Source organism: Acidovorax sp. Root275 (genome assembly GCF_001428965.1).
Classification (GTDB): Bacteria; Pseudomonadota; Gammaproteobacteria; order Burkholderiales; family Burkholderiaceae_C; genus Acidovorax; species Acidovorax radicis.
This window is the reverse complement of sequence record NZ_LMJH01000011.1, coordinates 166,566-191,735: the sequence shown is the minus strand read 5'-3', so window position 1 is coordinate 191,735 and position 25,170 is coordinate 166,566. Positions and strand designations below refer to the sequence as shown.

Genomic DNA, 25,170 nt, shown 5'->3' with positions numbered 1-25,170 from the left:
AGNGGTCCGGAGCCCTCCGGACCGCAGCGCACGGCGGATTCCATCGATTGACCGCCATCCCAACGAAGGAGCTTTCCATGGCCAAGGCCTCCAAGACCACCGCCCCCACCATCAACATCGGCATCAGCGAAAAAGACCGCGCCGCCATCGCCCAGGGCCTGTCGCGCCTGCTGGCCGACACGTACACGCTGTACCTGACCACACACAACTTCCACTGGAACGTGACGGGCCCGATGTTCAACACGCTGCACACCATGTTCATGGCGCAGTACACCGAGCTGTGGAACGCGGTGGACCCGATCGCCGAGCGCATCCGCTCGCTGGGCCATGTGGCCCCCGGCTCGTACGCCGAGTTCGGCAAGCTGGCCACGGTGCCCGACGCGCCGGCCAAGCCGCCCAAGGCGTTGGACATGGTGCGCGTGCTGGTCGAAGGCCATGAGGCCGTGGCCCGCACCGCCCGCAGCCTGTTCCCGCTGGCCGACAAGGCCAGCGACGAGCCTACCGCCGACCTGCTGACCCAGCGCCTCACGGTGCACGAGCAGACGGCCTGGATGTTGCGCTCGCTGCTGGAAGAGTGAGGCACCGGGGTGCAGCACGTATTGGTGTACGCCGACTCCCTGTCGTGGGGCATCGTGCCGGGCACCCGCCAGCGCCTGCCGTTTGGGCAGCGCTGGCCCGGTGCCATGGAGCTGGCCCTGCTTGAGCAGGGGCGTGAGGTGCGGGTGATCGAAGACTGTCTTAATGGCCGGCGCACCGTGTGGGACGACCCGTTCAAGCCCGGCCGCAATGGCCTTCAGGGCCTGGCGCAGCGCATCGAAATCCACTCCCCGCTGGCGCTGGTGGTCCTCATGCTGGGCACCAACGACTTCCAGTCCAGCCACCAGAACAGTGCCTGGCATTCGTCGCAGGGGCTGGCCGCGATCGTGGCGGCCATCCGGCAGGCGCCCATCGAGCCCGGCATGCCGGTGCCGCCCATCCTGGTGGTGGCGCCGCCGCCCATCACGGTGGCGCATGGCCCGGTCACGCCCAAGTTCGAGGGAGGTGACCTGCGGTGCGTCGGCATGGCAGCCGCCCTGGAGGAAGTCGCCCGCACGATGGACTGCCATTTCCTGGATGCGGGCCAGGTGGTCACGGCCAGCCCGGTGGACGGTGTGCACCTGGATGCAGACCAGCATGCGCGGCTGGCGCAGGCGTTGACGCCGGTGGTCGCGCGCCTCCTTTAGCAGCTTTCAAGCCGTGCCCCCCGGTGGGTGGGCATGGGAGACTCTGCTGCTACATTCGGTGCGCCCGCACGTTCGGCGGGTTTCCTAAAACCCTTCCGCACTCGCCAACGCATGCCGTCCGTCACCCCGCGCAGCCGCTTCGCCCTGTACCTTGATCTCATCCGCTGGGACCGTCCCGCCGGCTGGCTGGTGTGCCTGTGGCCCACGCTCTCCGCCCTGTGGATCGCGGCCGACGGATTCCCGGGCTGGCATTTGCTGGTGGTGTTCGTGCTGGGCACCATCCTCATGCGCAGCGCCGGCTGCTGCGTGAACGACGTGGCCGACCGCGACTTCGACAAACACGTCAAGCGCACCGCACAACGCCCGGTGACCACGGGTGCAGTGGGCGTGAAGGAGGCGCTGGCCCTGGGGGCCGTGCTGGCGCTGCTGGCGTTTGGCCTGGTGCTCACCACCAACACCGCCGCCATTGCCTGGTCGGTGCCCGCCGTGCTGGTGGCCATTGCCTATCCCTTCACCAAACGCATCATCGCCATGCCGCAGGCGGTGCTGGGCATCGCGTTCAACTTCGGCATCGTGATCGCGTTTGCCGCCGTGCAGGGCAGCGTGCCTGCCGTGGCTTGGTGGATGTGGCTGGGCAACCTGTTCTGGGTGCTGGCCTATGACACCGAATACGCGATGGTGGACCGCGACGATGACCTCCGGATCGGCATCAAGACCTCGGCCATCACCCTGGGCCGTCTGGATGTGGCCGCCATTGTGGTGTTCTACCTGCTTTTCTTGTCAATTTGGGTTCTGGCGCTTGATGGGTATGCGTTGGGTGCTATTTTTTATGTAGCGTTAGCCGTAGCCTTGGCGCAGGTGCTGTGGCATTTCACGCTGATCCGCACGCGCTCGCGCGAAGGGTGTTTCAAGGCATTCCGCGTGAACCACTGGCTGGGTGCCACGGTGTTTGCGGGCATTGCGGGCAGCTATCTGCTGCGGTGGCTGGGTGTGACGGGCTGACTGCGGCGTGCGGGCCGTGCTGGTCAGCGATTTGGTGGCGGGTTTTTACAAGCCGGTTTCCACGCCCTTCGCTACATTGCCTCAGAGCCTCCAGCCAGTCGGCATCTTTCATTCAAACCCCTTATCGCACCTCTCCATCCATGGCCGAAGACCGCGTCCATCAACTGCTGCTGGACATTAAGCAGCACCATCCAGAGCAACACGGCTTGCTGCAGGGCGCGCGTGCCCTTGTTCTTGGCCTGGGGCGCGATGTGCGCGAGGAGGTCAAGTACGGCGGCATCCTCTTCTCGGCACCCCAGCCCTTTTGTGGCCTGTTTGCGTACACCCAGCATGTGTCGCTGGAGTTTGGCGACGGCGCCCAGCTCCCGGATGCATTCAAGGTGCTGGAGGGGGCGGGAAAACAGCGCAGGCATCTCAAATTGCGCACGGTAGAAGATCTCACCGCCAAGCAGGTGTCCCACTACCTGGGATTGGCGTGCTCCATCAGCAATAGCCAGAAGCGCCAATAGCCGCCAGCCACTGCGGCGAAGCCACCACCGCTGCGGGCGTGCGGCCCAGCCAGCGACCAAATTCGCGCGTCATGTGGGCCTGGTCGGTGTAGCCATGGTCCGCTGCGCACTCCGCGAGCGACGGTGCCCCCGGCAACGCCTGCGCAGCACGGCGCACGCGGGCCAGGCACTTCCAATAGGCCGGCGCACGGCCGGTGGCGGCCTGCACCAGCCGTTGCAGGGTGCGCTCCGACACACCCAGTTGCCGCGCTGCCTGGGCCACCTGGCTGTGGCGCGCCAGGCTTTGCAGGGCATCGGCCACCCGCGTATCCAGCGCCATGCAGTCGTGCAGCAACGGCAGGGCATCGTGGGGTTCGTTCATGGTTTGGCTCTGCAGCAGGGCCAGCAGGCGCTCTGCATCTACCTGCGTGCCCGGCTGCATGCGAAACCCCCAGTAGCGCTCGCCCACCGTGCCGGGCACGGTGTAGGTGCTGTCCGCCAGGTCGGTCACAAACCAGATGGGCGGCTGGTGGGGGAGGGCATGCAGGATCAGGTCACGGCAACCATCCGGAACCACCACGGTGCTGTCGGCAGCGCATGACGTGTGGTGCCAGGCTTCAAAGGGATGTAAGAGTTGTGACATGGCCGAGCGATTGTGCCAAGGAGCCCCAAAGATCCCACTCCGGTCGGTAAGATCGCGCCGCCGCACGGCAGCGCAATGCAAAGCCCGCCGCAGGGCGACACTGCCTGCCGCAGCGTTGGGCGTGCGGCGTGTGTCCCTGATCATAAAAACTCCTTCTCCCTGGCAGCATGAAAAATAAAACAAACACTGCGCGTGCCCTGCGTTTCTTGTCCGTGGGCGTGGTGCTGTCGTGTCTGACGGCGCCCGTGTTGGCGGCCGACTACAGCCCTTACCCCAAAGCGGGTGTCTATGAGGCCAGCGACAGCCGTTTTGAGCGGTTGCTCACCGTCAAATCCAACGGCAAGTTCACGCTGGAGGTGTCCGAGATGGGCAAGGCGGGCCAATTGCGCAGTGGCGCTGGCGAAGGCAAGTTGGCCGATGCGCCTGGCGGCTGGGATTTTCGCGAAGGCCGTTGCACGATGACCTTGAAGCGCGCAGCGGGGGGCATGCAGTTGCATGTCGAGGCCTGTGCCAGTGCCTGGGGGGATGTGCCGTTTGACGGCAAGTACAAGTTCCAGGGCGAGGAAGCCGCCGCGCCTGCAGCGAAGGCAGCACCGGCCCCAAAAGCCATGGCTGCGGCGGCGCCTGCCCCGGCGGCTGTCCCTGCAATGGCATTGGCACCTGCCAGCGCAGCGCTGCCGTCGCGCAAAGAATTGCGCCAGCAGTGGGCGCCACTGTCGTCGGACACCGTGGCGGGCAAGAGCGCGGGGTTCTGGGTGCGCTCATCCGGCGGCGCTGCGCCTGCCAGTGGCCTGGAGCATTTTTCGCGCGCAGGGTTTGTGGTGGACGCCAGCAGCGCCTACGACAGCATGCCCCCTGCCGAATTGGCCAAACCGCCGTTGAAGCTGGTGGAGGTTCCCTTGCCAACGGTCAGCGCCAGGGAAGGCCTGGAGTTTGAGGTGGAATGCCGCTACGGAAAATCTGACAAGGCCATCGCGGTCAATGTCAGCAGCCTGGGCAAAGGCCAGCAGATCACGCGCAAACGGACCAGTGCCTGGATGCTGGATGCCAGTTGGCAGGTGGTGGAGATCAAACCTGCCAGCAAGGCGAAGTGCCCGCAGGCACGGGCTGGATATTGAGTCACGCGGATAACGGGCGCTGGCTGCGTCGCCTGGCGGCCGGGGCCCTCCGCGTGCCGGGACTAGGGGGCTGCAACGAACCTCTCCGCCCCCCAACGTTCACGCCCCAAATTCATCCCCCAGTTCATCGGCCCGCTTGCGCGCGGCTTCCATGGCGCGCTCGAAAGCGGCCCCCACGCCATCCGCTTCCATGGACTGCAAGGCAGCGTAAGTCGTGCCGCCCTTGGACGTGACGCGCTGGCGCAGCACGGCCGGCGGCTCCTCGGAGCGGCGGGCCAGTTCTGACGCCCCCACAAAGGTCCCCACGGCCAGCTGGTGTGCCTGTGCGTTGGAGAGGCCCATGCCCATGCCGGCGCGTGTCATGGCTTCGAGGAAATAGAACACATAGGCGGGGCCCGAGCCCGACAGGGCGGTGACGGCGTCGAGCTGGGGTTCGCTGTCCACCCACAGGAACTCGCCGGTGGACGCCATGATGGCCTCCACGCTCTCGCGCTCGATCGCGTTCACCGCAGGGCGGGCATACAGCGCGCTCATGCCCTTGCCCACCAGGGCCGGTGTATTGGGCATGGTGCGCACGATGCGCTCGGTGCCCAGCCATTGGGCGATGCTGCCCGAGCGGATGCCGGCGGCCACGCTGAGGTGCAGGGCGTTTGTTGTGTGGGCCTTGGCCTGGGAGGCGGCGTCCTTGAAGGTCTGGGGCTTGACGGCCCAGACCACGATGCGCGCGCGCTGCAAGGCGGGCCCGGCTTCAGGCTGGGCTTCAATGCCGTAGTTCTTGCGCAGCGCGTCGCGCGCCTCGGCCCAGGGTTCGACCACCTCGATCTGGCTGGCCGGGTGGCCTTGGTGGATCAGCCCGCCAATGATGGCGCTGGCCATGTTGCCGCCGCCGATGAAGGCGATGGTAGGGAGTTGCGGGCTGGCGGTTGCGGAAGTGGGGGCGGTCATGGGGCGGTCGCGCGAATGTGAACGGGCCACGATGGTAGCGCCGAACCGTGCGAAGCCGCCCTCGTTGGGGGCGGGGCCCGGCATGTGCCATTGACGTGCCCGAAGAACCGCCGCCCCTGGCGGCTGTGTCTAGGCGCCGGAGGCGACTCCGGGGCGCGTCCCCTATCTCACGCCGCTGTCGTTTGCCGCACCGCATGCTCCCAGTTCGCCATCAGCTCCTGGGCACGCGCGTTGCTCAGGGTCGGCACAAAGCGGCGATCGGCGCGCCACAGTTGCGAGAGTTCGTCGGTGCTGCGGTACACGCCGCTCGACAGCCCTGCCAGGTAGGCGGCGCCCAGCGCAGTGGTCTCGATGACCGCAGGGCGCACCACCGGAATGCCCAGCAGGTCGGCCTGGAACTGCATGAGCAGGTCGTTGATGCAGGCACCGCCGTCCACGCGCAACTCGCTGACCGGTGCGCCGCCAGCGGCCACGGCATCACGGCTCATGGCCAAAAGCAGGGCGGCGCTTTGGTAGGCAATGCTCTCCAGGGCGGCACGCGCAATGTGGCCCAGCGTGGTGCCGCGCGTGAGGCCCGTGATGGTGCCGCGCGAGTCGGGCTTCCAGTACGGGGCGCCCAGGCCGGTGAAGGCCGGCACCATCATCACGCCGCCCGAATCCGGCACGCTTTGCGCCAGCGATTCGACCTCGCTGCTGGTCGAGATGGCGCGCAGGCCGTCGCGCAGCCACTGCACCACGGCGCCGCCGACGAAGACGCTGCCCTCCATCGCAAACTCGGGCTGGCGGCCCGTCTGCGCTGCACTGGTGGTGAGCAGGCCGTTGTGCGATGTCTGGAACTTGCCGCCCGTGTGCATCAGCATGAAGCAGCCCGTGCCATAGGTGTTCTTGGCCATGCCGGCGGTAAAACAGGCCTGGCCGAACAGCGCGCTTTGCTGGTCGCCTGCCACACCGCCCACGGGCGCGGCGTGGCCCAGCAGGTCGGCGGCGATGTCGCAAAAGTGCGAGCTTGATGGCTGTACCTCGGGCATCAGCGATCTGGGGATGCGCAGCAGCGCCAGCAGCTCATCGTCCCACTGGTTGGTGTGCACGTTGAACAGCATGGTGCGCGAGGCGTTGCTCACGTCCGTCACATGCACCTGTCCGTGGGTGAGCTTCCACATCAGCCAGCTGTCCACCGTGCCAAAGGCCAGCTCGCCGCGCTCGGCCGCATCGCGCGCGCCGGGCACGTGGTCCAGCAGCCACTGCAGCTTGGTGCCCGAGAAATACGCATCCACCAGCAGCCCGGTCTTGGCCTGGATGGTGGCCGCGCGGCCCTGGCTGCGCAGCTGGGCGCAGGCGGGTTCGGCGCGCCGGTCCTGCCAGACGATGGCGTGGTGCACGGGCTGGCCAGTCTTGCGGTTCCACAGCACGGTGGTCTCGCGCTGGTTGGTGATGCCCACGGCGCGCACGGCACTGGCGGCAATGCCGGCCTTGGCCAACGCATCGCGCGCCGTAGCCAGCTGGGTGCGCCAGATCTCCAGCGGGTCATGTTCCACCCAGCCGGGCTGGGGGTAGATCTGCGGCAGCTCCAGCTGCGCCTGCGCCACGATGTGGCCCTGCTCGTCAAAGACGATGCTGCGGGAGCTGGAAGTGCCTTGGTCGAGTGCGAGCAGGTAGGTCATGAGGGCAAAGGATAGGTGAAGCTATGCAGCTACCGTGCAGATGACTTCAGCATCTTGCAGAAGGGCCGGGAAGGGCTCGGGCGGTGGTGCATCGGTGAACAGGCGGTCGATCTGCGCCAGAGTGGCCAGCTGCACCATTGCCGGGCGGTTGAACTTGCTGTGGTCGGCCGCCAGCCAGACCTCGCGCGACTGTTCGATGATGGTTTGTGCGACTTTCACCTCGCGGTAGTCGAAGTCGCGCAGCGAGCCGTCGGGCTCCACGCCTGAGATGCCGATGAGCGCGATGTCGACCTTGAACTGGCGGATGAAGTCCACCGCCGCCTCGCCCACGATGCCGCGGTCGCGCGTGCGCACTACCCCGCCAGCGACGATGACTTCGCACTCGGGGTTGCCGCTCAGGATGGCGGCCACATTGAGGTTGTTGGTGATCACGCGCAGGCCGCGGTGGTGCAGCAAGGCCTTGGCAATGGCTTCGGTGGTGGTGCCGATGTTCAGGATCAGCGAACAGTCGTTGGGCACCTGGCTCGCCACGGCGCGGGCAATGCGCGCCTTGCCCTCGGCATGCAGCGTTTCGCGCTGGGTGTGGGCCAGGTTCTCCACGGTGGAGCTGGGCACGCGCACGCCGCCATGAAAACGCGTGAGCAGCCCGGATTCGGCCAGGCGCTGCACGTCGCGGCGCACGGTCTGCAGCGTCACGCCGAGGGTATCGGCCAGTTGCTCGACCGTGGCGGACTTGCGCGCGCGGACTTCTTCCAGCAGCAGCAGTTGTCGAGGATTCGTATTCACGCGTATTAATTGGCTATGGGGTGCGGATACTTTAAATCGAACAAAAAGGAACTCATTAAGGGTAAACCTTGATTCAATACGATCAGAAAAGAACAAAAATGAACGCAATCGAAAACGAGGTGCCGGACTGCGTGCGCAGTCGGCGCCAGATCCCTACGGCCCCGGGAGGGGCCTACTAGAAAGGTTGCGTGATGCAGCTGGCACTGGACAGCATCAGCAAAAAGGTAGGACCGCAGACCTGGCTTCATGACATGAGCCTGGCGCTGCACAGCGGCGCCGTCACGGTGCTGCTGGGTGCCACGCAGGCGGGCAAGACCAGCCTGATGCGCATCATGGCCGGGCTGGACACCCCCACGGCAGGCCGCGTGACAGTCGACGGCGTGGATGTGACCGGCATGCCGGTGCGCGACCGCAACGTGGCCATGGTGTACCAGCAGTTCATCAACTACCCCTCGATGAAGGTGGCGGCCAACATTGCGTCGCCGCTCAAGCTGCGCGGCGAAAAGAACATCGACGCCCGGGTGCGCGAGATCGCCAGCCGCCTGCACATCGACATGTTCCTGGACCGTTATCCGGCCGAGCTGTCGGGCGGGCAGCAGCAGCGCGTGGCGCTGGCCCGTGCTTTGGCCAAGGGCGCGCCGCTGATGCTGCTCGATGAACCCCTGGTGAACCTGGACTACAAGCTGCGCGAAGAGCTGCGCGAAGAACTCACGCAACTGTTTGCCGCAGGGCAGTCCACGGTGGTCTATGCCACGACCGAGCCGGGCGAGGCCCTGCTGCTGGGCGGCTACACCGCGGTGCTCGACGAAGGGCAGCTGCTGCAGTACGGCCCCACGGCCGAGGTCTTCCACGCGCCCAACTCGCTGCGCGTGGCGCGCGCCTTCAGCGATCCGCCGATGAATCTGCTGCCCGCCACGGTGGCCGCGCAGGGGGTGCAGCTTCCGGGTGGCACGGTGCTGTCGATCCCGCTGCCCCAGGGTGCGGCGGCGGGTGGCGTCACCGTGGGCGTGCGCGCCAGTGCGCTGCGCGTTCACGCCCGTCCCGGCGACGCAGGCGTGAACGGCACGGTTGAACTGGCCGAGATTTCGGGTTCCGACACCTTCGTGCACGCATCCACGCCGTGGGGTGACCTGGTCGCGCAGCTGACCGGCGTGCATTACTTTGAATTGGGGGCGGCCATCACGCTGCATCTGGACCCGTCGCAGGCCTATGTGTTTGGTGCCGACGGCCGCCTGGTTTGGGCGCCCGCGCGACACCGCGCCGTACAAGGAGGGCGTTGAGATGGCCCGTATCAGTTTGGATCTCGCGCATTCGTACAAGCCGAATCCGCAGCAGGACAGCGACTACGCTTTGATGCCGCTCAAGATGGAGTTCGAGGACGGCGGCGCCTACGCGCTGCTCGGCCCCTCGGGCTGCGGCAAGACGACCATGCTCAACATCATGTCGGGCCTGCTCGTGCCGTCGCATGGCAAGGTACTGTTCGACGGGCGTGACGTGACCCGTGCCAGCCCGCAGGAGCGCAACATCGCCCAGGTGTTTCAGTTCCCGGTGATCTACGACACCATGACCGTGGCCGAGAACCTGGCGTTCCCATTGCGCAACCGCAAGGTGCCCGAGGACCAGATCAAGCAGCGCGTGGGCGTGATCGCCGAGATGCTGGAAATGAGCGGCCAGCTCAATCAGCGCGCGGCGGGCCTGGCGGCCGACGCCAAGCAGAAGATTTCGCTCGGCCGCGGCCTGGTGCGCGCGGACGTGGCGGCCGTGCTCTTCGACGAGCCGCTCACGGTGATCGACCCGCACCTCAAGTGGCAGCTGCGCCGCAAGCTCAAGCAGATTCACCACGAGCTCAAGCTCACGCTGATCTATGTGACGCACGACCAGGTCGAGGCGCTGACCTTTGCCGACCAGGTGGTGGTGATGACGCGCGGCAAGGCGGTGCAGGTGGGCTCGGCCGATGCATTGTTCGAGCGCCCTGCACACACCTTCGTGGGTCACTTCATTGGTTCACCGGGCATGAACTTCCTGCCGGCGCACAGCGAGGGTGCTCAACTTACGGTGGCCGGGCAGCGCCTCGCCAGCCCTGGGGGCCGCGCGCTACCGGGCGGTGCGCTGCAAGTGGGCATACGGCCCGAGTACCTGGCCCTGGCCCAGCCGCAGCAGGCCGGCGCATTGCCCTGCACCGTGGTGCAGGTGCAGGACATCGGCACCTACCTGATGCTGACCGCCAAGGTGGGCGAGCACACGCTCAAGGCGCGCTTCACGCCGGAGACGCGCTTGCCCTCGGCGGGCGACGCGGTGTGGCTGCAGGTGCTCGGCGAGCACACCTGCTTCTATCAAAACGAACAACTGCTGGCCGCGGAGGTCACTCCATGAGCGCCGCCCGGCCGCCCGAAGGCGCTCAGCACCGCAGTGCGCAGCACGGAGGTTTCCAATGAGCACGACGACCAAGCCCGTGAACCAGAAGGCCTGGTTCCTGATCCTGCCGGTCATCATCTGCGTGGCCTTCTCGGCCATCCTGCCGTTGATGACGGTGGTGAACTACTCGGTGCAGGACATCATCTCGCCCGAGCGGCGCGTGTTTGTCGGCACCGAATGGTTTGCCGCCGTGATGCGTGACGAGGAGCTGCATGCCGCGCTGTGGCGGCAGATCACGTTCTCGCTGTCGGTGCTGGCGGTGGAGATCCCGCTCGGTATCGCGCTGGCCCTGTCCATGCCCGCCCAGGGTTGGAAGTCGTCCGCCGTGCTGGTGGTGGTGGCCCTGTCGCTGCTGATCCCGTGGAACGTGGTGGGCACCATCTGGCAGATCTATGGCCGGGCCGACATCGGGCTCATGGGCCGCATGCTGCAAGAGATCGGCATTGAATACAGCTACACCGGCAACGCCACACAGGCCTGGCTGACGGTGCTGCTGATGGACGTATGGCACTGGACCCCGCTGGTGGCGCTGCTGGCATTTGCCGGGCTGCGCTCGATCCCCGACGCTTACTACCAGGCCGCGCGCATCGACGGCGCCAGCAAGTTTGCGGTGTTCCGCTACATCCAGCTGCCCAAGATGCGCGGCGTGCTGATGATCGCGGTGCTGCTGCGCTTCATGGACAGTTTCATGATCTATACCGAGCCGTTTGTGCTGACGGGCGGCGGGCCGGGCAATGCGACCACCTTCCTCAGCCAGTACCTCACGACCAAGGCCGTGGGCCAGTTCGACCTGGGGCCGGCGGCGGCGTTTTCGCTGATCTACTTCTTCATCATCCTGCTGCTGTGCTTCATCCTCTACAACTGGATGCAGCGCGTGGGCACCCAGCAGCCCGAGGTGCAGGAATGAGCATTAAAAATGCCGATAGCGCTTATTGGATAAGCGCTGATAGCTATAAAAATAGGAGCAATCATGCCTGAGCGCAGATTCCGCAAGCGGACGATCTTTCTGCTGGCGTACCTGGTGTTTGCGGTGCTGCCCATCTACTGGATGGTCAACATGAGCTTCAAGACGAACGCCGAGATCTTGTCGACGTTCTCGTTCTTCCCGCAGAACTTCACCTGGGACAACTACAAGACCATCTTCACCGATGAGTCCTGGTACTCGGGCTATATCAACAGCCTGATCTACGTGGGCATCAACACGGTGATCTCGCTGACCGTGGCGCTGCCGGCGGCGTATGCGTTCAGCCGTTACCAGTTCCTGGGCGACAAGCATGTGTTCTTCTGGTTGCTGACCAACCGCATGACGCCACCGGCCGTGTTCCTGCTGCCGTTCTTTCAGCTCTACACCACCGTGGGGCTGATGGACACGCACATTGCCGTGGCGCTGGCGCACTTGCTGTTCAACGTGCCGCTGGCGGTGTGGATCCTGGAAGGCTTCATGAGCGGCATCCCGCGCGAGATCGACGAGACGGCGTACATCGACGGCTACAGCTTTCCGCGGTTTTTCATGACGGTGTTTCTGCCGCTGATCAAGGCGGGCGTGGGTGTGGCAGCGTTCTTCTGCTTCATGTTCAGCTGGGTGGAGCTGCTGCTGGCCCGCACGCTGACCAGCGTGAACGCCAAGCCCATCGTGGCCACCATGACGCGCACGGTGAGCGCCAGTGGAATGGACTGGGCGACGCTGGCCGCCGCTGGCGTGCTGACCATCGTGCCGGGCGCCATCGTGATCTGGTTTGTGCGGCACTACATCGCGAAGGGTTTCGCGATGGGCCGCGTCTAGCGTGAAGGGAGACAGAACCATGAACTACACCAGTTCGCTGCAGGGTGCGCAGGCCTTCCGACGCCAGCGGCAGTCGTGGAACGGGCTTCGCCCGGCCACTGGCTGCGCCCCCTTGGGGGGAAGCGCCGCAGGCTCTCAGGGGGGTACAAATGTTTGAGTGGATGGCCTGGACCCTGCCGGTGGCAGTGTTCTTCACATGCATCGTGCTGATGCTGGTGGGCATGACGGTGTGGGAGCTCAAGTCCCCCACGGCGATGCGCAAGGGGTTCCTGCCGCTGGAAACCACGCGCGGCGATCGCCTGTTCATCGGCCTGCTCTCAGCCGCGTATGTGAATCTGATTTTTGTGGGCATCAGCGGCAAGCTGGCGCAGTGGTTCAGCCTCGGCGAAGACCCATCGATCTGGTTCAGCTTCGTGCTGTCCATGCTGCTGCTCGCGTTGATCATGCGCAAAGGCTGAGCGGCCACCAAGGTTCCCGTCGCGCGGCTCGATCCTTCCCCGGAGCCACGCGGCCCTTGCATCCAAAAGGGGAGATGACTATGAGGAGACAGGCACTATGAAGACGCGGTACACAGCGCTGGCACTGGCAGTTGCGGTCATGACGGGCCAGGCCGCCATGGCGGGCGAGGCGGAAGCCAAGAAGTGGGTCGACAGCGAGTTTCAGCCGTCGACGCTGAGCAAGGACCAGCAGATGGCCGAGATGAAGTGGTTCATCGAAGCAGCCAAGAAGCTGCAAGCCAAGGGCGTGAAGGAAATCTCGGTGGTGTCTGAAACCATCACCACCCACGAATACGAATCCAAGACGCTTGCCAAGGCGTTTGAGGAAATCACTGGCATCAAGGTCAAGCACGACCTGATTCAGGAAGGCGACGTGGTCGAGAAGCTGCAGACTTCGATGCAGTCGGGCAAGTCGATCTATGACGGCTGGATCTCGGACTCGGACCTGATCGGTACGCACTACCGCTACGGCAAGATCATGAGCCTGACTGACTACATGGGCGGCGCGGGCAAGGAGTTCACGAACCCGGGCATCGACCTCAAGGACTACATCGGCACCAAGTTCACGACCGGCCCCGATGGAAAGATGTACCAGCTGCCTGACCAGCAGTTCGCCAACCTGTACTGGTTCCGTGCCGACCTGTTCGACCGCAAGGACATCAAGGACAAGTTCAAGGCCAAGTACGGCTACGACCTGGGCGTGCCGCTCAACTGGAGCGCCTACGAGGACATTGCCGAGTTCTTCACCAACGACGTGAAGAACATTGATGGCAAGCCCATCTATGGCCACATGGATTACGGCAAGAAGGACCCGTCGCTGGGCTGGCGCTTCACCGATGCCTGGCTGTCGATGGCCGGCACGGCCGATATTGGCGCGCCCAACGGCCTGCCGATCGACGAATGGGGCATCCGCGTGGCCGACGACAAGTGCACGCCGGTGGGCGCCTCGGTGGCCCGTGGTGGTGCTACCAACTCGCCTGCCGCCGTCTATGCGCTGACCAAGTACGTGGACTGGATGAAGAAGTACGCGCCCAAGGAAGCCACCGGCATGACCTTCGGCGAAGCCGGCCCCGTGCCCGCCCAGGGCCAGATCGCGCAGCAAATCTTCTGGTACACCGCCTTCACGGCCGACATGACCAAGCCCGGCCTGCCCGTGGTGAACGCGGACGGCACGCCCAAGTGGCGCATGGCCCCCGGCCCGAACGGCCCGTACTGGAAGCAAGGCATGCAAAACGGCTACCAGGACGTGGGCAGCTGGACCTTCTTCAAGGACCACGACGCGAACAAGACCGCCGCCGCCTGGCTCTATGCCCAGTTCGTGACGGCCAAGACCACGTCGCTCAAGAAGACCATCGTCGGCCTGACCCCGATCCGCGAAAGCGATATCCAGTCCAAGGCCATGACCGACCTGGCACCCAAACTGGGTGGTCTGGTGGAGTTTTACCGCAGCCCCGCCCGCGTGGCATGGTCGCCCACCGGTACCAACGTGCCTGACTACCCCAAGCTGGCCCAGCTGTGGTGGAAGAACGTGGCCCAGGCTGTGACGGGTGAGAAGACGCCCCAGGGCGCCATGGACACGCTCGCCGACGAAATGGACCAGGTGATGGCCCGCCTGGAGCGCGCTGGCATGGCGCATTGCGCTCCCAAGCTCAATCCGAAGAGCGACAACGCCAAGTGGCTGAGCGACAAGCAAGCGCCATGGGCCAAGTTGGCCAATGAGAAGCCAAAGGGTCAGACGATTGCGTACGGCACCCTGTTGCAGGCATGGAAAGACGGCAAGGCACGTTGATCTCCTGAGGTCGCGTTCCTGACGACCCCGCCGACGGCAGCCAGGGCTCACAAGGTCTCTGGCTGCCTTTTTCGCTCCATATCGCCCTCGGTGTCTCTGGCCCGAAGGCGCGTTTTCTCTTTTGGAAGTGCCAAGAATTTAAGGGTAAACCCTTAAATTTTGCTTCCGCCCATGGACAATCACCCCATGACCATTGCCACAGCCCCCCTTCCCACACGACGCGCCGACCTGCTGGCCCGTCTGGCCGAGCCGCACCAATACGACCTCGCTGTGATTGGCGGCGGGGCGACAGGGCTTGGTGTCGCTCTGGATGCGGCGGCGCGTGGTTTCAGCGTGGTTTTGGTGGATTCCCACGACTTTGCCAAGGGGACCTCTTCCCGCGCCACCAAGCTGGTGCACGGGGGGGTTCGTTATCTGGCGCAGGGAAACATTGCTCTGGTCCGTGAAGCGCTGCACGAGCGCACAACGCTGCTAAACAATGCGCCGCATCTGGCGCAGCCTCTTCCGTTCGTCATGCCGTCGTACCGATTCTGGGAGACGCCTTTCTACGGCATCGGACTCATGATGTACGACGCACTGGCTGGAAAAGCCGGGCTTGGCGCGACCCAATTTCTGGGCCGTGCCCGCACCCTTGAATGCCTGCCCACAGCCCGCTCCGAGGGGCTCAAGGGTGGCGTCAAGTACTGGGATGGCCAGTTCGACGATGCCCGTCTTGCCCTGGCGCTGGCGCGGACTGCGGCGAGTCTGGGTGCCTTGCTGGTCAATTACTGTCCCGCGCGTGCCTTGGTGCATGAGGCTGGCAAGGTGGTTGGATTTACTTGTGAAGACTCCGACAGCGGGCAGCAATTCACGGTGCGCGCACGCACCGTGGTCAATGCCACCGGAGTTTGGGTGGACACCTTGCGCCAGATGGATGGCGAGGCCATCGGGCGGCCCGTCAAGCCCATCGTGGCGCCAAGCCAGGGGGTTCATATCGTGGTGGACCGGGAGTTCCTCCCGTCCGACCACGCCTTGATGGTGCCCAAGACCGCCGACGGTCGGGTCCTGTTTGCGGTGCCATGGCTGGGCAAGCTCATTCTGGGAACCACGGACAGTCCGCGCCAGGACATCGTGCGCGAGCCCGAGCCATTTGGGGAGGAGGTCCGTTTCATTCTGGAAGAGTCGGCCCGCTATCTCACCCGCGCCCCCAAGGTGGAGGACATCCGGAGTATTTGGGTCGGTCTGCGCCCTCTGGTCAAGCCGCAGGACGATGATGGCGACAACACCAAGAAGATCAGCCGGGAGCACACGGTGCTGGCCAGTCGCAGCGGCCTGATCACCGTGACGGGCGGTAAATGGACCACTTACCGTGCGATGGCTGAAGATGTGTTGCAAAAATGCTTCAGCACGGGACTGCTTCCGGAAAAGCCAGCCGGTGTCACGAACCATTTACCCTTGGTCGGGACGCCCAAAGAAGCTGTCAAGCACCGCATCAGCGATGCCCAAGGGTTGCATTCCTATGGCGGGGAGGCGGCTGCCGTTCTGGGGCTCCCCGGTGCGCAGACTGCGCTTGGAGGCGGATTGACCGTTGCCATGGTGCGATTTGCCGCACGCTTTGAGTATGCCCGCACGGTGGAGGACGTTCTTGCCCGCCGTTCCCGGCTGCTGTTCTTGGACGCCCGCAAGGCGATGGCTTTGGCGCCTTCTGTCGCAGAGCTGTTGCGCGAAGAACTGGGGACAGATCCGCAACTCGAAGCCTTTCTGGCACTGGCGCAACAGTATTTGCACGTGCCGGTGTGATAGGGCGCTTGACTTCCCAAAAGCTTTTGGCAATAATCGAGGGCTTCGCGTTTCCTACGTGAAGTTTCTGCCCAGCGGGAAGTGCTGCAAATGGTTTGCGGTGCGGACGACGGGCCCAAGACTGACTGGCTGATTTGCAGCCCTTGAGAAGTTCTCTGGGGCCGTGGTCTTCTGGTGCAAGTTGGGAATATTGAAATGATCCAGACAGAATCTCGGTTAGAGGTTGCCGACAATACCGGCGCCAAGTCCGTCCTTTGCATCAAGGTGCTGGGTGGCTCGAAGCGTCGCTATGCAAGCGTTGGCGACATCATCAAGGTGAGTATCAAAGAAGCCGCTCCGCGTGGCCGCGTCAAAAAAGGCGAGGTTTATAGCGCAGTGGTCGTTCGTACCGCAAAGGGCATCCGCCGCGGTGATGGCTCGCTCGTCAAATTCGACGGCAACGCAGCAGTGTTGCTGAATGCAAAGTTGGAGCCTATCGGCACCCGCATCTTTGGACCCGTGACGCGTGAACTGCGTACCGAGAAGTTCATGAAGATCGTGTCCCTGGCTCCTGAAGTTCTCTAAGGACGCGCCATGAACAAGATTCGCAAGGGCGACGAAGTCATCGTGCTGACAGGGCGCGATAAGGGCAAGCGCGGCACAGTGTCGCTGCGCAAGGATGACTCCTATGTGGTCATCGACGGCATCAACATGGTCAAGAAGCACGCCAAGCCAAACCCCATGAAGGGTACGACGGGCGGCATCGTTGAAAAGTCCATGCCAATTCATCAGTCCAACATTGCCATCTTCAATGCCGCTACTGGCAAGGCTGATCGCGTGGGCATCAAGGTGCAGGCCGACGGTTCGCGCATTCGCGTGTTCAAGTCCAGCGGCGCTGAAATCAAGGCGGCCTAAGGGGTAAACATGGCACGACTGCAAGAAATTTACCGCGACAAAGTCGCTCCCGAACTGATCAAGCAGTTCGGCTACACCTCGCCGATGCAGGTTCCCCGTCTGACCAAGATCACCCTGAACATGGGCGTGAGCGAGGCAGTCTCGGACAAAAAGGTGATGGACAACGCTGTGGCTGATCTGACCAAGATTGCTGGTCAAAAGCCCGTGGTGACCAAGGCCAAGAAAGCTATCGCTGGTTTCAAAATCCGCGAAGGTCAGGCCATCGGTTGCATGGTCACGCTGCGTGGCGTGCAGATGTATGAGTTCCTGGACCGTTTCGTGACCGTGGCTCTGCCCCGCGTGCGTGACTTCCGTGGTATCTCCGGTCGCGCTTTTGACGGCCGTGGTAACTACAACATCGGCGTGAAAGAGCAGATCATTTTCCCTGAAATTGAGTACGACAAGGTCGACGCCCTGCGCGGTCTCAATATCAGCATCACCACGACGGCCCAGACCGATGAAGAAGCCAAGGCGCTTCTCGCTGGCTTCCGTTTCCCGTTCAAGAACTGAGGCGAAGCATGGCTAAAGTAGCTTTGATCCAGCGCGAACTGAAGCGCGAAAAACTGGCGGCCAAGTACGCAACCAAGTATGCGGAACTGAAGGCAATCGCTGGCGATGCCAAGCGCAGCGACGAAGAGCGTGATGCGGCCCGTTTAGGTCTGCAAAAGCTCCCACGCAATGCAAATCCCACGCGTCAGCGCAACCGTTGCGAAATCACCGGTCGTCCACGTGGCACCTTCCGTCAATTCGGTCTGGCTCGCGCCAAGATCCGCGAACTGGCTTTTGCAGGCGACATCCCCGGTGTCACCAAGGCCAGCTGGTAAGCAGGCAGGAGAGATTAAACATGAGCATGAGTGATCCCATCGCTGACTTGCTGACCCGCATCCGTAATGCACAGATGGTCGCCAAGGCCACGGTTCTGGTGCCTTCTTCCAAAGTGAAGATTGCCATCGCCCAGGTGCTGAAGGACGAAGGTTATATCGACGGCTTCCAGGTGAAAACCGAAGCTGGCAAGTCGGAACTCGAAATTGCCCTGAAGTATTACGCAGGTCGTCCCGTGATTGAGCGCATCGAGCGTGTCAGCCGCCCCGGACTGCGTGTCTACAAAGGCCGTGATTCCATTCCACAAGTCATGAACGGTCTGGGTGTGGCAATTGTCACGACGCCCAAGGGCGTGATGACTGATCGCAAAGCGCGTGCTACCGGTGTCGGTGGCGAAGTGCTCTGCTACGTGGCCTAACCCGCGGCATTGAGGAGAAACTGAAATGTCCCGAGTAGGAAAAATGCCCGTGACCATCCCCGCTGGCGTGGATGTGTCCGTGAAAGATGACCAGATCTCTGTCAAGGGTTCTGGCGGCGCCCTGTCGCTTGCACAAAATGTGCTGGTGAAGGTATCGAGCAATGAAGGCAAGCTCAGCTTTGAGCCTGTCAATGACTCCCGCGAAGCCAATGCCATGAGCGGCACGATTCGTCAGTTGGTCAACAACATGGTGGTCGGCGTCAGCAAAGGTTTCGAAAAGAAACTGAGCTTGGTTGGCGTGGGTTACAAGGCCGCTGCTTCGGGTTCCAAGCTGAACCTGGCTGTTGGTTATTCGCATCCGGTCAATATCGAAATGCCCGCTGGTATTACGGTGGCTACCCCAACCCCCACTGAAGTGGTGGTCAAGGGTGCCGATCGTCAACGCGTCGGTCAAATCGCTGCTGAGATTCGTGCTGTTCGCCCTCCCGAGCCCTACAAGGGCAAGGGTATCCGCTACGCGGACGAAAAGATCACGATCAAAGAGACCAAGAAGAAATAAGGAGCTGCAACATGTTGACCAAGAAAGAGCAGCGTCTTCGTCGTTCGCGCCAGACCCGCATCCGCATTGCACAGCAAGGCGTGGCGCGTCTCACCGTGAACCGCACGAACCTCCATATCTATGCCAGCGTGATTTCTGGCGACGGCAGCAAGGTGTTGGCCAGTGCCTCCACTGCAGAAGCCGACGTGCGCAAGGAACTCGGTGGTTCGGGCAAGGGTGGCAACGCCGCCGCCGCCACGGCCATTGGCAAGCGCATTGCTGAAAAGGCAAAGGCTGCAGGCGTCGAGAAGGTTGCATTTGATCGCGCAGGCTTTGCCTACCACGGTCGCGTCAAGGCCCTGGCCGACGCAGCCCGTGAAGCCGGCCTGCAGTTCTAAGCGGAGCGGAATACAAAATGGCTAAATTTCAACCCAAAGTGCAGACCGAAGGTCAAGACGACGGTCTGCGCGAAAAAATGATCGCGGTCAACCGCGTGACCAAAGTCGTGAAGGGTGGCCGTATTCTCGGTTTCGCTGCACTGACTGTGGTTGGCGACGGTGATGGCCGCGTTGGCATGGGCAAGGGCAAGTCCAAGGAAGTGCCTGCTGCTGTGCAAAAAGCGATGGAAGAATGCCGTCGCAACCTGGTCAAGGTTTCGCTCAAGAGCGGCACCATTCACCACTCGGTGAAGGGTCACCACGGTGCGGCTTCGGTGGAACTCCACCCAGCTCCCAAGGGTACCGGCATCATCGCTGGCGGCCCCATGCGCGCTGTTTTCGAAGTGGTGGGCATCACCGACATCGTGGCCAAGAGCCATGGTTCGTCGAACCCCTACAACATGGTCCGTGCCACCTTTGATGCGCTCGTCAATTCGACCACCCCGTCGAATGTGGCCGCCAAGCGCGGCAAGACGGTCGAAGACATCTTCGCCTGATAGGAAGCTGGAAATGACTACGCAACAAACCGTCAAGATTCAACTGGTGCGCAGCCCGATTGGCACCAAGGAATCGCACCGCGCTACCGTTCGCGGCCTGGGTCTGCGCAAGCTCAATAGCGTGAGCGAACTGCAGGACTCGCCCGAAGTGCGCGGCATGATTAACAAGATCAGCTATCTGGTCAAAGTCCTCTGAGAGATAGATCATGGAACTCAATAGCATCAAGCCCGCAGACGGCGCCAAGCATGCCAAGCGCCGCGTAGGCCGTGGTATCGGCTCCGGTCTGGGCAAGACCGCTGGCCGTGGTCACAAGGGTCAGAAGTCTCGCGCCGGTGGTTACCATAAGGTTGGCTTTGAAGGCGGTCAAATGCCTTTGCAACGCCGCTTGCCCAAGCGTGGCTTCAAGTCGCACTTGCTCAAGTTCAACGCAGAAGTGACGTTGACGGCATTGGATCAACTCGGCCTAGCCGAGGTGGATGTGCTGGCTCTGAAGCAAGCTGGTCTGATCGGTGAACTGGCTAAGGTGGTGAAGGTCATAAAGAGCGGTTCCCTGACCAAGGCTGTCAAGCTGAATGGCGTGGGCGCTACGGCTGGTGCCAAGGCAGCGATTGAAGCTGCTGGCGGCAGCGTCGCCTGAGTGTGGCTCTGAAGGAAGGCATCTGTGGCTACTAGCGCAGCTCAAATTGCAAAGACCGGTAAGTTCGGCGACCTGCGCCGTCGTCTGGTTTTTCTGTTGCTTGCGCTGGTCGTGTATCGCATCGGGGCTCATATCCCTGTGCCCGGTATCGATCCAGCCCAACTCCAGCAGCTCTTCAGTGGCCAGCAAGGCGGGATACTGAATCTGTTCAACATGTTCTCGGGTGGTGCGCTTTCGCGTTTCACGGTTTTCGCGCTGGGGATCATGCCGTACATCTCGGCATCGATCATCATGCAGTTGATGACTTATGTGGTTCCCACATTCGAGCAGTTGAAGAAGGAAGGCGAAGCCGGTCGCAGGAAAATCACGCAGTACACGCGGTATGGCACCTTGGGTCTTGCTCTGTTCCAGTCGTTGGGTATTGCGGTGGCGCTGGAAAGTTCTGCAGGTCTTGTGCTCAGTCCTGGTTTCGGGTTCCGCATGACGGCTGTTGTCAGCCTGACAGCCGGCACGATGTTTCTGATGTGGCTGGGTGAGCAGATCACAGAGCGGGGTTTGGGCAACGGAATCTCGATCCTGATCTTTGCAGGTATCGCTGCTGGCCTGCCAAGTTCCATCGGTGGTCTTTTGGAATTGGTTCGTACAGGTGCCATGAGCATTCTGGCCGCTATCTTCATCGTCCTCGTGGTTGGTCTGGTGACCTACTTCGTGGTGTTCGTGGAACGTGGCCAACGCAAGATATTGGTGAATTACGCTCGTCGGCAGGTGGGTAACAAGGTCTATGGCGGTCAGTCGTCGCATTTGCCCTTGAAGCTGAACATGGCAGGCGTGATTCCCCCGATCTTTGCTTCGTCGATCATCCTGTTGCCGGCAACCGTAGTGAATTGGTTCAGTGCGGGTGAATCGATGCGATGGTTGAAGGACATTTCGGGCGCACTGACTCCAGGTCAGCCGATCTACGTGATGTTCTATGCCGCTGCAATCATCTTCTTCTGCTTTTTCTACACGGCCCTGGTTTTCAACAGCCGGGAAACTGCAGACAACCTGAAGAAGAGCGGTGCGTTCATTCCAGGCATCCGCCCGGGTGAGCAAACGGCACGTTATATCGACAAGATTCTGGTTCGCCTGACTCTGGCGGGCGCTGTCTACATCACCTTTGTGTGTTTGCTGCCAGAGTTCCTGATCTTGAAGTACAACGTTCCGTTCTACTTTGGTGGAACCTCGCTGCTGATCATTGTGGTTGTGACCATGGACTTCATGGCCCAGGTTCAAAACTACATGATGTCGCAACAGTACGAATCGCTGCTCAAGAAGGCCAACTTCAAAGGCAATGCAGGTGGCGGTTGATGATGAGGAAGGTAGTGTTCGCATCGCGACACTGCCTGCAAGAACTGGATATCGGTTGAGTTGGCGCCCCACGATTTTTCGCGGGCACAAATTGTGTTCCGTGCGAAACAGCCGGGACGGATGGACAAGTTTTAGGAGAATGCAATGAGAGTTTCGGCTTCGGTCAAAAAAATCTGCCGCAACTGCAAGATCATCCGCCGCAAGGGTGTGGTGCGCGTGATCTGCACGGATCTGCGTCACAAGCAGCGCCAAGGTTGATTGGAAAGTATTAGAGGACGCATATGGCACGTATCGCTGGCATTAACATTCCGCCGCACAAGCACGCGGAAATCGGTTTGACCGCCATTTTTGGCATTGGTCGCACCCGCGCTCGCAAGATTTGCGAAGCAACTGGTATCGCTTACTCCAAGAAGATCAAGGATCTGACGGACGGCGATCTGGAAAAAATTCGCGAGCAAATCGAGCAGTTCACCATTGAAGGTGACCTGCGCCGCGAAACCACCATGAACATCAAGCGATTGATGGACATCGGCTGCTATCGTGGCTTCCGCCATCGCCGCGGTCTGCCAATGCGTGGTCAGCGCACCCGTACCAATGCACGCACTCGCAAGGGTCCGCGCAAGGGTGCAGCTGCACTGAAGAAATAAAGATTGAAAGATCATCATGGCTAAGTCTCCTGCCAATAACGCAGCTCAGCGCGTTCGCAAGAAGGTCCGGAAGAACGTTTCGGACGGTATTGCACACGTGCACGCCTCGTTCAACAACACCATCATCACGATCACTGATCGCCAGGGCAATGCCTTGTCGTGGGCTTCGTCCGGTGGCCAAGGTTTCAAGGGCTCACGCAAGTCCACTCCTTTCGCAGCTCAAGTGGCTTCGGAAGTGGCTGGCCGCGCTGCCATCGACCAAGGTATCAAGAACCTTGACGTTGAAATCAAGGGCCCTGGTCCTGGCCGTGAATCTTCGGTGCGCGCACTGGGCGCACTGGGCATCCGCATCACGTCGATTTCTGACGTGACCCCGGTGCCCCACAACGGCTGCCGCCCTCAAAAGCGTCGTCGTATCTAATCTCTCTAAGCCCACCGCCGCCTGTGAACGCGCAAGCGCCTCAGGCGGCTCCCGCAATGGTTTGCGGTAGATGACACAAAGGAAGCTCAAGTGGCACGTTACCTCGGCCCCAAGGCCAAACTCTCCCGCCGTGAAGGCACGGACCTGTTCCTGAAGAGCGCCCGTCGCTCGATCGCCGACAAGTCCAAATTCGACTCCAAGCCTGGTCAGCACGGCCGCACCTCTGGTGCCCGTACCTCTGACTATGGTCTGCAACTGCGTGAAAAGCAGAAGGTCAAGCGCATGTACGGCGTGCTGGAGAAGCAATTCCGTCGCTACTTCGAAGCTGCTGACGGCAAAAAGGGCAACACCGGTGCCAACCTGCTGTTCCTGCTGGAATCGCGTCTGGACAATGTGGTGTACCGCATGGGTTTCGGCTCGACCCGCGCTGAAGCGCGTCAGCTGGTGTCCCACAAGGCGATCACCGTGAACGGCAAGTCCGTGAACATCGCTTCGTACCTCGTGAAGACGGGCGACGTGGTTGCAGTGCGTGAAAAGTCGAAGAAACAAAACCGCGTTGTGGAAGCCCTGCAACTCGCCGCTCAAGTAGGCATGCCGGCTTGGGTGGAAGTGAATGCTGAAAAGGCTGAAGGCATCTTCAAGAAGGTGCCAGACCGTGATGAGTTTGGCGCCGACATCAACGAATCTCTGATCGTTGAGTTGTACTCGCGCTAATCGCTCGGTACGTATTTCGAGAAAACCGTCCCTAAACCGCGAGGCATCGCGGTTTAGGCGCTTCACCAGCCTTACCGGTGTAACGAGCTGGGGGTATTGAGAGGAAGTCTGAATGCAAACCAATTTGCTGAAACCCAAGGCGATCAATGTCGAGCAGCTTGGCCACAATCGTGCCAAGGTCGCACTGGAGCCGTTCGAGCGTGGGTACGGCCACACGCTGGGCAACGCCATTCGGCGCGTCCTGCTCTCGTCCATGGTGGGTTACGCAGCGACGGAAGTCACCATTGCAGGCGTTCTGCATGAGTACTCGTCCATTGACGGCGTTCAAGAAGATGTGGTCAACATCCTGCTGAACCTCAAGGGCGTGGTGTTCAAGCTGCACAACCGTGACGAAGTCACGTTGAGCCTGCGCAAGGATGGCGAAGGTGTGGTCACGGCGCGTGATATCCAGACCCCTCATGACGTGGAAATCGTCAACCCTGACCATGTGATTGCCAACCTGTCGGCTGGCGGCAAGCTGGACATGCAGATCAAGGTCGAGAAGGGCCGTGGCTACGTGCCTGGCAGCCTGCGCCGCTATGCAGACGAATCGACCAAGTCGATTGGGCGTATTGTGCTGGACGCATCGTTCTCCCCTGTGAAGCGCGTGAGCTACACGGTGGAAAGCGCCCGCGTGGAGCAGCGTACCGACCTGGACAAGCTGGTCGTCGAGATCGAAACCAATGGTGCCATCACTGCCGAAGACGCAGTGCGTGCATCGGCCAAGATCCTGGTTGAACAACTGGCTGTGTTTGCACAGCTGGAAGGCGGCGAGCTGGCCGCGTTCGACGCACCTGCAGGTCCACGCGGCAACGCAACGTTCGATCCGATCCTGCTGCGTCCTGTGGACGAGCTGGAATTGACCGTGCGTTCGGCCAACTGCCTGAAGGCTGAGAACATCTACTACATCGGTGACCTGATCCAGCGCACCGAGAACGAGTTGCTCAAGACGCCTAACCTGGGCCGTAAGTCGCTGAACGAGATCAAGGAAGTGCTCGCATCGCGTGGTCTCACGCTGGGCATGAAATTGGAGAACTGGCCACCAGCCGGTCTGGACAAGCGTTAAGTTATAATTCTGGGCTCTCCGAATAGGAGGGCTCGGTTTTTGGTTCCCTTGAAGGGGACAGTGCCTCGGGCAGTACCTTATACGGCTGCCTGATTTAATTTTAAATAAGGAAAAAGCACCATGCGTCACGGTCACGGCCTCCGCAAACTCAATCGCACTAGCTCGCACCGCCTTGCGATGCTGCAGAACATGATGAACTCGATCATCGAGCACGAAGTCATCAAGACCACCGTCCCCAAGGCCAAGGAACTGCGCCGTGTGATCGAACCCATGATCACCTTGGCCAAGGTGGACACCGTTGCCAATCGCCGCCTCGCTTTTAACCGCCTGCGCGATCGTGACAGTGTCACCAAGCTGTTCAACGACCTGGGCCCCCGCTTCAATGCGCGTCCTGGTGGCTACACCCGTATTCTGAAGATGGGCTTCCGCGTGGGCGACAACGCCCCTATGGCCCTGGTTGAACTGGTGGATCGTGCAGCTGAAACTGAAAATAATTCGGCAGCAGCTGAATAATAGGGTATAAT

General features: G+C 62.0%; 33 protein-coding genes. 29 read left to right on the top strand and 4 right to left on the bottom strand.

Annotation, left to right across the window (positions count from 1 at the left end; genetic code table 11):
- Window positions 1-77 precede the first annotated feature (77 nt).
- The 4 genes from ASE52_RS24435 to ASE52_RS24420 all read left to right on the top strand — a co-directional run bounded on the left by ASE52_RS24435 (window position 78) and on the right by ASE52_RS24420 (window position 2,734).
- Complete coding sequence (locus tag ASE52_RS24435; RefSeq protein ID WP_010466365.1) at window positions 78-578, top strand: Dps family protein; 501 nt, start codon at window positions 78-80, stop codon at window positions 576-578.
- 9 nt (window positions 579-587) lie between these two features.
- Complete coding sequence (locus ASE52_RS24430) at window positions 588-1,223, top strand: SGNH/GDSL hydrolase family protein (RefSeq protein ID WP_057229940.1); 636 nt, start codon at window positions 588-590, stop codon at window positions 1,221-1,223.
- Window positions 1,224-1,334: 111 nt separating this feature from the next.
- Complete coding sequence (gene ubiA, locus ASE52_RS24425; RefSeq protein WP_057229939.1) at window positions 1,335-2,225, top strand: 4-hydroxybenzoate octaprenyltransferase; 891 nt, start codon at window positions 1,335-1,337, stop codon at window positions 2,223-2,225.
- Between the two features lie 140 nt (window positions 2,226-2,365).
- Window positions 2,366-2,734, top strand: a complete 369-nt coding sequence (locus ASE52_RS24420; protein WP_057229938.1) for a DUF1801 domain-containing protein — start codon at window positions 2,366-2,368, stop codon at window positions 2,732-2,734.
- Here ASE52_RS24420 and ASE52_RS24415 read toward each other — a convergent pair.
- Window positions 2,709-3,356: a helix-turn-helix domain-containing protein gene (locus tag ASE52_RS24415; RefSeq protein ID WP_057229933.1), complete on the bottom strand. Its 648-nt coding sequence runs from the start codon at window positions 3,354-3,356 to the stop codon at window positions 2,709-2,711. The genes ASE52_RS24420 and ASE52_RS24415 overlap by 26 nt on opposite strands.
- A gap of 167 nt (window positions 3,357-3,523) precedes the next feature.
- Between ASE52_RS24415 and ASE52_RS24410 the strand changes: the two genes are divergently transcribed.
- A complete protein-coding gene (locus tag ASE52_RS24410) occupies window positions 3,524-4,474 on the top strand; it encodes a hypothetical protein (RefSeq protein WP_057229931.1) in 951 nt (316 codons plus the stop codon).
- A gap of 99 nt (window positions 4,475-4,573) precedes the next feature.
- Here the strand turns inward: ASE52_RS24410 and proC are convergent, their stop codons facing one another.
- The 3 genes from proC to ASE52_RS24395 all read right to left on the bottom strand — a co-directional run bounded on the left by proC (window position 4,574) and on the right by ASE52_RS24395 (window position 7,866).
- Complete coding sequence (gene proC, locus ASE52_RS24405; protein ID WP_057230078.1) at window positions 4,574-5,419, bottom strand: pyrroline-5-carboxylate reductase; 846 nt, start codon at window positions 5,417-5,419, stop codon at window positions 4,574-4,576.
- Window positions 5,420-5,586: 167 nt separating this feature from the next.
- Window positions 5,587-7,080 carry a glycerol kinase GlpK gene (gene glpK, locus ASE52_RS24400; RefSeq protein ID WP_057229928.1) on the bottom strand — a complete coding sequence of 498 codons (1,494 nt, stop codon included), beginning with the start codon at window positions 7,078-7,080 and terminating at the stop codon, window positions 5,587-5,589.
- Between the two features lie 21 nt (window positions 7,081-7,101).
- A complete protein-coding gene (locus ASE52_RS24395) occupies window positions 7,102-7,866 on the bottom strand; it encodes a DeoR/GlpR family DNA-binding transcription regulator (RefSeq protein WP_010466350.1) in 765 nt (254 codons plus the stop codon).
- 191 nt (window positions 7,867-8,057) lie between these two features.
- On the opposite strand from ASE52_RS24395, the gene ASE52_RS24390 reads away from it, so the two are divergent.
- From ASE52_RS24390 to rplQ, 24 genes are all read left to right on the top strand, one after another.
- Window positions 8,058-9,146 (top strand): ABC transporter ATP-binding protein, encoded by a 1,089-nt coding sequence (locus ASE52_RS24390; RefSeq protein WP_057229926.1) that lies wholly within the window; start codon window positions 8,058-8,060, stop codon window positions 9,144-9,146.
- Between the two features lies 1 nt (window position 9,147).
- The gene (locus ASE52_RS24385) at window positions 9,148-10,239 is read left to right on the top strand and encodes an ABC transporter ATP-binding protein (RefSeq protein ID WP_057230076.1); all 1,092 of its coding nucleotides are present in this window, start codon (window positions 9,148-9,150) and stop codon (window positions 10,237-10,239) included.
- Window positions 10,240-10,297: 58 nt separating this feature from the next.
- On the top strand, window positions 10,298-11,188 hold the full coding sequence (locus tag ASE52_RS24380) for a sugar ABC transporter permease (RefSeq protein WP_010466344.1): 891 nt from the start codon (window positions 10,298-10,300) through the stop codon (window positions 11,186-11,188).
- 63 nt (window positions 11,189-11,251) lie between these two features.
- Entirely contained in the window at window positions 11,252-12,064 is an 813-nt protein-coding gene (locus ASE52_RS24375; RefSeq protein ID WP_010466341.1) for a carbohydrate ABC transporter permease, read from the top strand.
- 149 nt (window positions 12,065-12,213) lie between these two features.
- Window positions 12,214-12,522: a DUF2160 domain-containing protein gene (locus ASE52_RS24370; RefSeq protein ID WP_010466340.1), complete on the top strand. Its 309-nt coding sequence runs from the start codon at window positions 12,214-12,216 to the stop codon at window positions 12,520-12,522.
- Between the two features lie 97 nt (window positions 12,523-12,619).
- Window positions 12,620-14,350, top strand: a complete 1,731-nt coding sequence (locus tag ASE52_RS24365; protein WP_010466338.1) for an ABC transporter substrate-binding protein — start codon at window positions 12,620-12,622, stop codon at window positions 14,348-14,350.
- A gap of 186 nt (window positions 14,351-14,536) precedes the next feature.
- A complete protein-coding gene (locus tag ASE52_RS24360) occupies window positions 14,537-16,129 on the top strand; it encodes a glycerol-3-phosphate dehydrogenase/oxidase (RefSeq protein ID WP_057230074.1) in 1,593 nt (530 codons plus the stop codon).
- Between the two features lie 195 nt (window positions 16,130-16,324).
- Window positions 16,325-16,693 carry a 50S ribosomal protein L14 gene (gene rplN, locus ASE52_RS24355; RefSeq protein ID WP_007861702.1) on the top strand — a complete coding sequence of 123 codons (369 nt, stop codon included), beginning with the start codon at window positions 16,325-16,327 and terminating at the stop codon, window positions 16,691-16,693.
- Between the two features lie 9 nt (window positions 16,694-16,702).
- The gene (gene rplX / locus ASE52_RS24350) at window positions 16,703-17,023 is read left to right on the top strand and encodes a 50S ribosomal protein L24 (protein ID WP_010466332.1); all 321 of its coding nucleotides are present in this window, start codon (window positions 16,703-16,705) and stop codon (window positions 17,021-17,023) included.
- A 9-nt stretch (window positions 17,024-17,032) separates the two neighbouring features.
- Window positions 17,033-17,572 carry a 50S ribosomal protein L5 gene (gene rplE, locus ASE52_RS24345; protein WP_010466330.1) on the top strand — a complete coding sequence of 180 codons (540 nt, stop codon included), beginning with the start codon at window positions 17,033-17,035 and terminating at the stop codon, window positions 17,570-17,572.
- An 8-nt stretch (window positions 17,573-17,580) separates the two neighbouring features.
- Window positions 17,581-17,886 (top strand): 30S ribosomal protein S14, encoded by a 306-nt coding sequence (rpsN, locus tag ASE52_RS24340; protein ID WP_007861712.1) that lies wholly within the window; start codon window positions 17,581-17,583, stop codon window positions 17,884-17,886.
- Window positions 17,887-17,906: 20 nt separating this feature from the next.
- The gene (rpsH, locus tag ASE52_RS24335) at window positions 17,907-18,302 is read left to right on the top strand and encodes a 30S ribosomal protein S8 (protein WP_008906523.1); all 396 of its coding nucleotides are present in this window, start codon (window positions 17,907-17,909) and stop codon (window positions 18,300-18,302) included.
- A 25-nt stretch (window positions 18,303-18,327) separates the two neighbouring features.
- The gene (gene rplF, locus ASE52_RS24330) at window positions 18,328-18,861 is read left to right on the top strand and encodes a 50S ribosomal protein L6 (RefSeq protein ID WP_029414315.1); all 534 of its coding nucleotides are present in this window, start codon (window positions 18,328-18,330) and stop codon (window positions 18,859-18,861) included.
- Between the two features lie 11 nt (window positions 18,862-18,872).
- Window positions 18,873-19,238 (top strand): 50S ribosomal protein L18, encoded by a 366-nt coding sequence (rplR, locus tag ASE52_RS24325; RefSeq protein ID WP_010466322.1) that lies wholly within the window; start codon window positions 18,873-18,875, stop codon window positions 19,236-19,238.
- 17 nt (window positions 19,239-19,255) lie between these two features.
- The gene (gene rpsE, locus ASE52_RS24320) at window positions 19,256-19,774 is read left to right on the top strand and encodes a 30S ribosomal protein S5 (protein WP_010466320.1); all 519 of its coding nucleotides are present in this window, start codon (window positions 19,256-19,258) and stop codon (window positions 19,772-19,774) included.
- A 13-nt stretch (window positions 19,775-19,787) separates the two neighbouring features.
- Window positions 19,788-19,970, top strand: a complete 183-nt coding sequence (gene rpmD, locus ASE52_RS24315; protein WP_007861725.1) for a 50S ribosomal protein L30 — start codon at window positions 19,788-19,790, stop codon at window positions 19,968-19,970.
- 10 nt (window positions 19,971-19,980) lie between these two features.
- Window positions 19,981-20,412 carry a 50S ribosomal protein L15 gene (gene rplO, locus ASE52_RS24310; RefSeq protein ID WP_010466313.1) on the top strand — a complete coding sequence of 144 codons (432 nt, stop codon included), beginning with the start codon at window positions 19,981-19,983 and terminating at the stop codon, window positions 20,410-20,412.
- A 24-nt stretch (window positions 20,413-20,436) separates the two neighbouring features.
- A complete protein-coding gene (secY, locus tag ASE52_RS24305; protein WP_029414314.1) occupies window positions 20,437-21,759 on the top strand; it encodes a preprotein translocase subunit SecY in 1,323 nt (440 codons plus the stop codon).
- 144 nt (window positions 21,760-21,903) lie between these two features.
- Window positions 21,904-22,017: a 50S ribosomal protein L36 gene (gene rpmJ / locus ASE52_RS24300; protein WP_005793651.1), complete on the top strand. Its 114-nt coding sequence runs from the start codon at window positions 21,904-21,906 to the stop codon at window positions 22,015-22,017.
- A 23-nt stretch (window positions 22,018-22,040) separates the two neighbouring features.
- The gene (gene rpsM, locus ASE52_RS24295) at window positions 22,041-22,406 is read left to right on the top strand and encodes a 30S ribosomal protein S13 (protein WP_008906516.1); all 366 of its coding nucleotides are present in this window, start codon (window positions 22,041-22,043) and stop codon (window positions 22,404-22,406) included.
- A 16-nt stretch (window positions 22,407-22,422) separates the two neighbouring features.
- Window positions 22,423-22,827 (top strand): 30S ribosomal protein S11, encoded by a 405-nt coding sequence (gene rpsK, locus ASE52_RS24290; protein ID WP_005793662.1) that lies wholly within the window; start codon window positions 22,423-22,425, stop codon window positions 22,825-22,827.
- Window positions 22,828-22,917: 90 nt separating this feature from the next.
- Window positions 22,918-23,541 carry a 30S ribosomal protein S4 gene (rpsD, locus tag ASE52_RS24285; protein ID WP_010466299.1) on the top strand — a complete coding sequence of 208 codons (624 nt, stop codon included), beginning with the start codon at window positions 22,918-22,920 and terminating at the stop codon, window positions 23,539-23,541.
- Window positions 23,542-23,653: 112 nt separating this feature from the next.
- Window positions 23,654-24,646 carry a DNA-directed RNA polymerase subunit alpha gene (rpoA, locus tag ASE52_RS24280; protein ID WP_008906514.1) on the top strand — a complete coding sequence of 331 codons (993 nt, stop codon included), beginning with the start codon at window positions 23,654-23,656 and terminating at the stop codon, window positions 24,644-24,646.
- Window positions 24,647-24,766: 120 nt separating this feature from the next.
- Window positions 24,767-25,159, top strand: coding sequence for a 50S ribosomal protein L17 (gene rplQ / locus ASE52_RS24275; RefSeq protein ID WP_029414313.1), 393 nt, complete (start codon window positions 24,767-24,769; stop codon window positions 25,157-25,159).
- The last annotated feature ends 11 nt before the right edge of the window (window positions 25,160-25,170 follow it).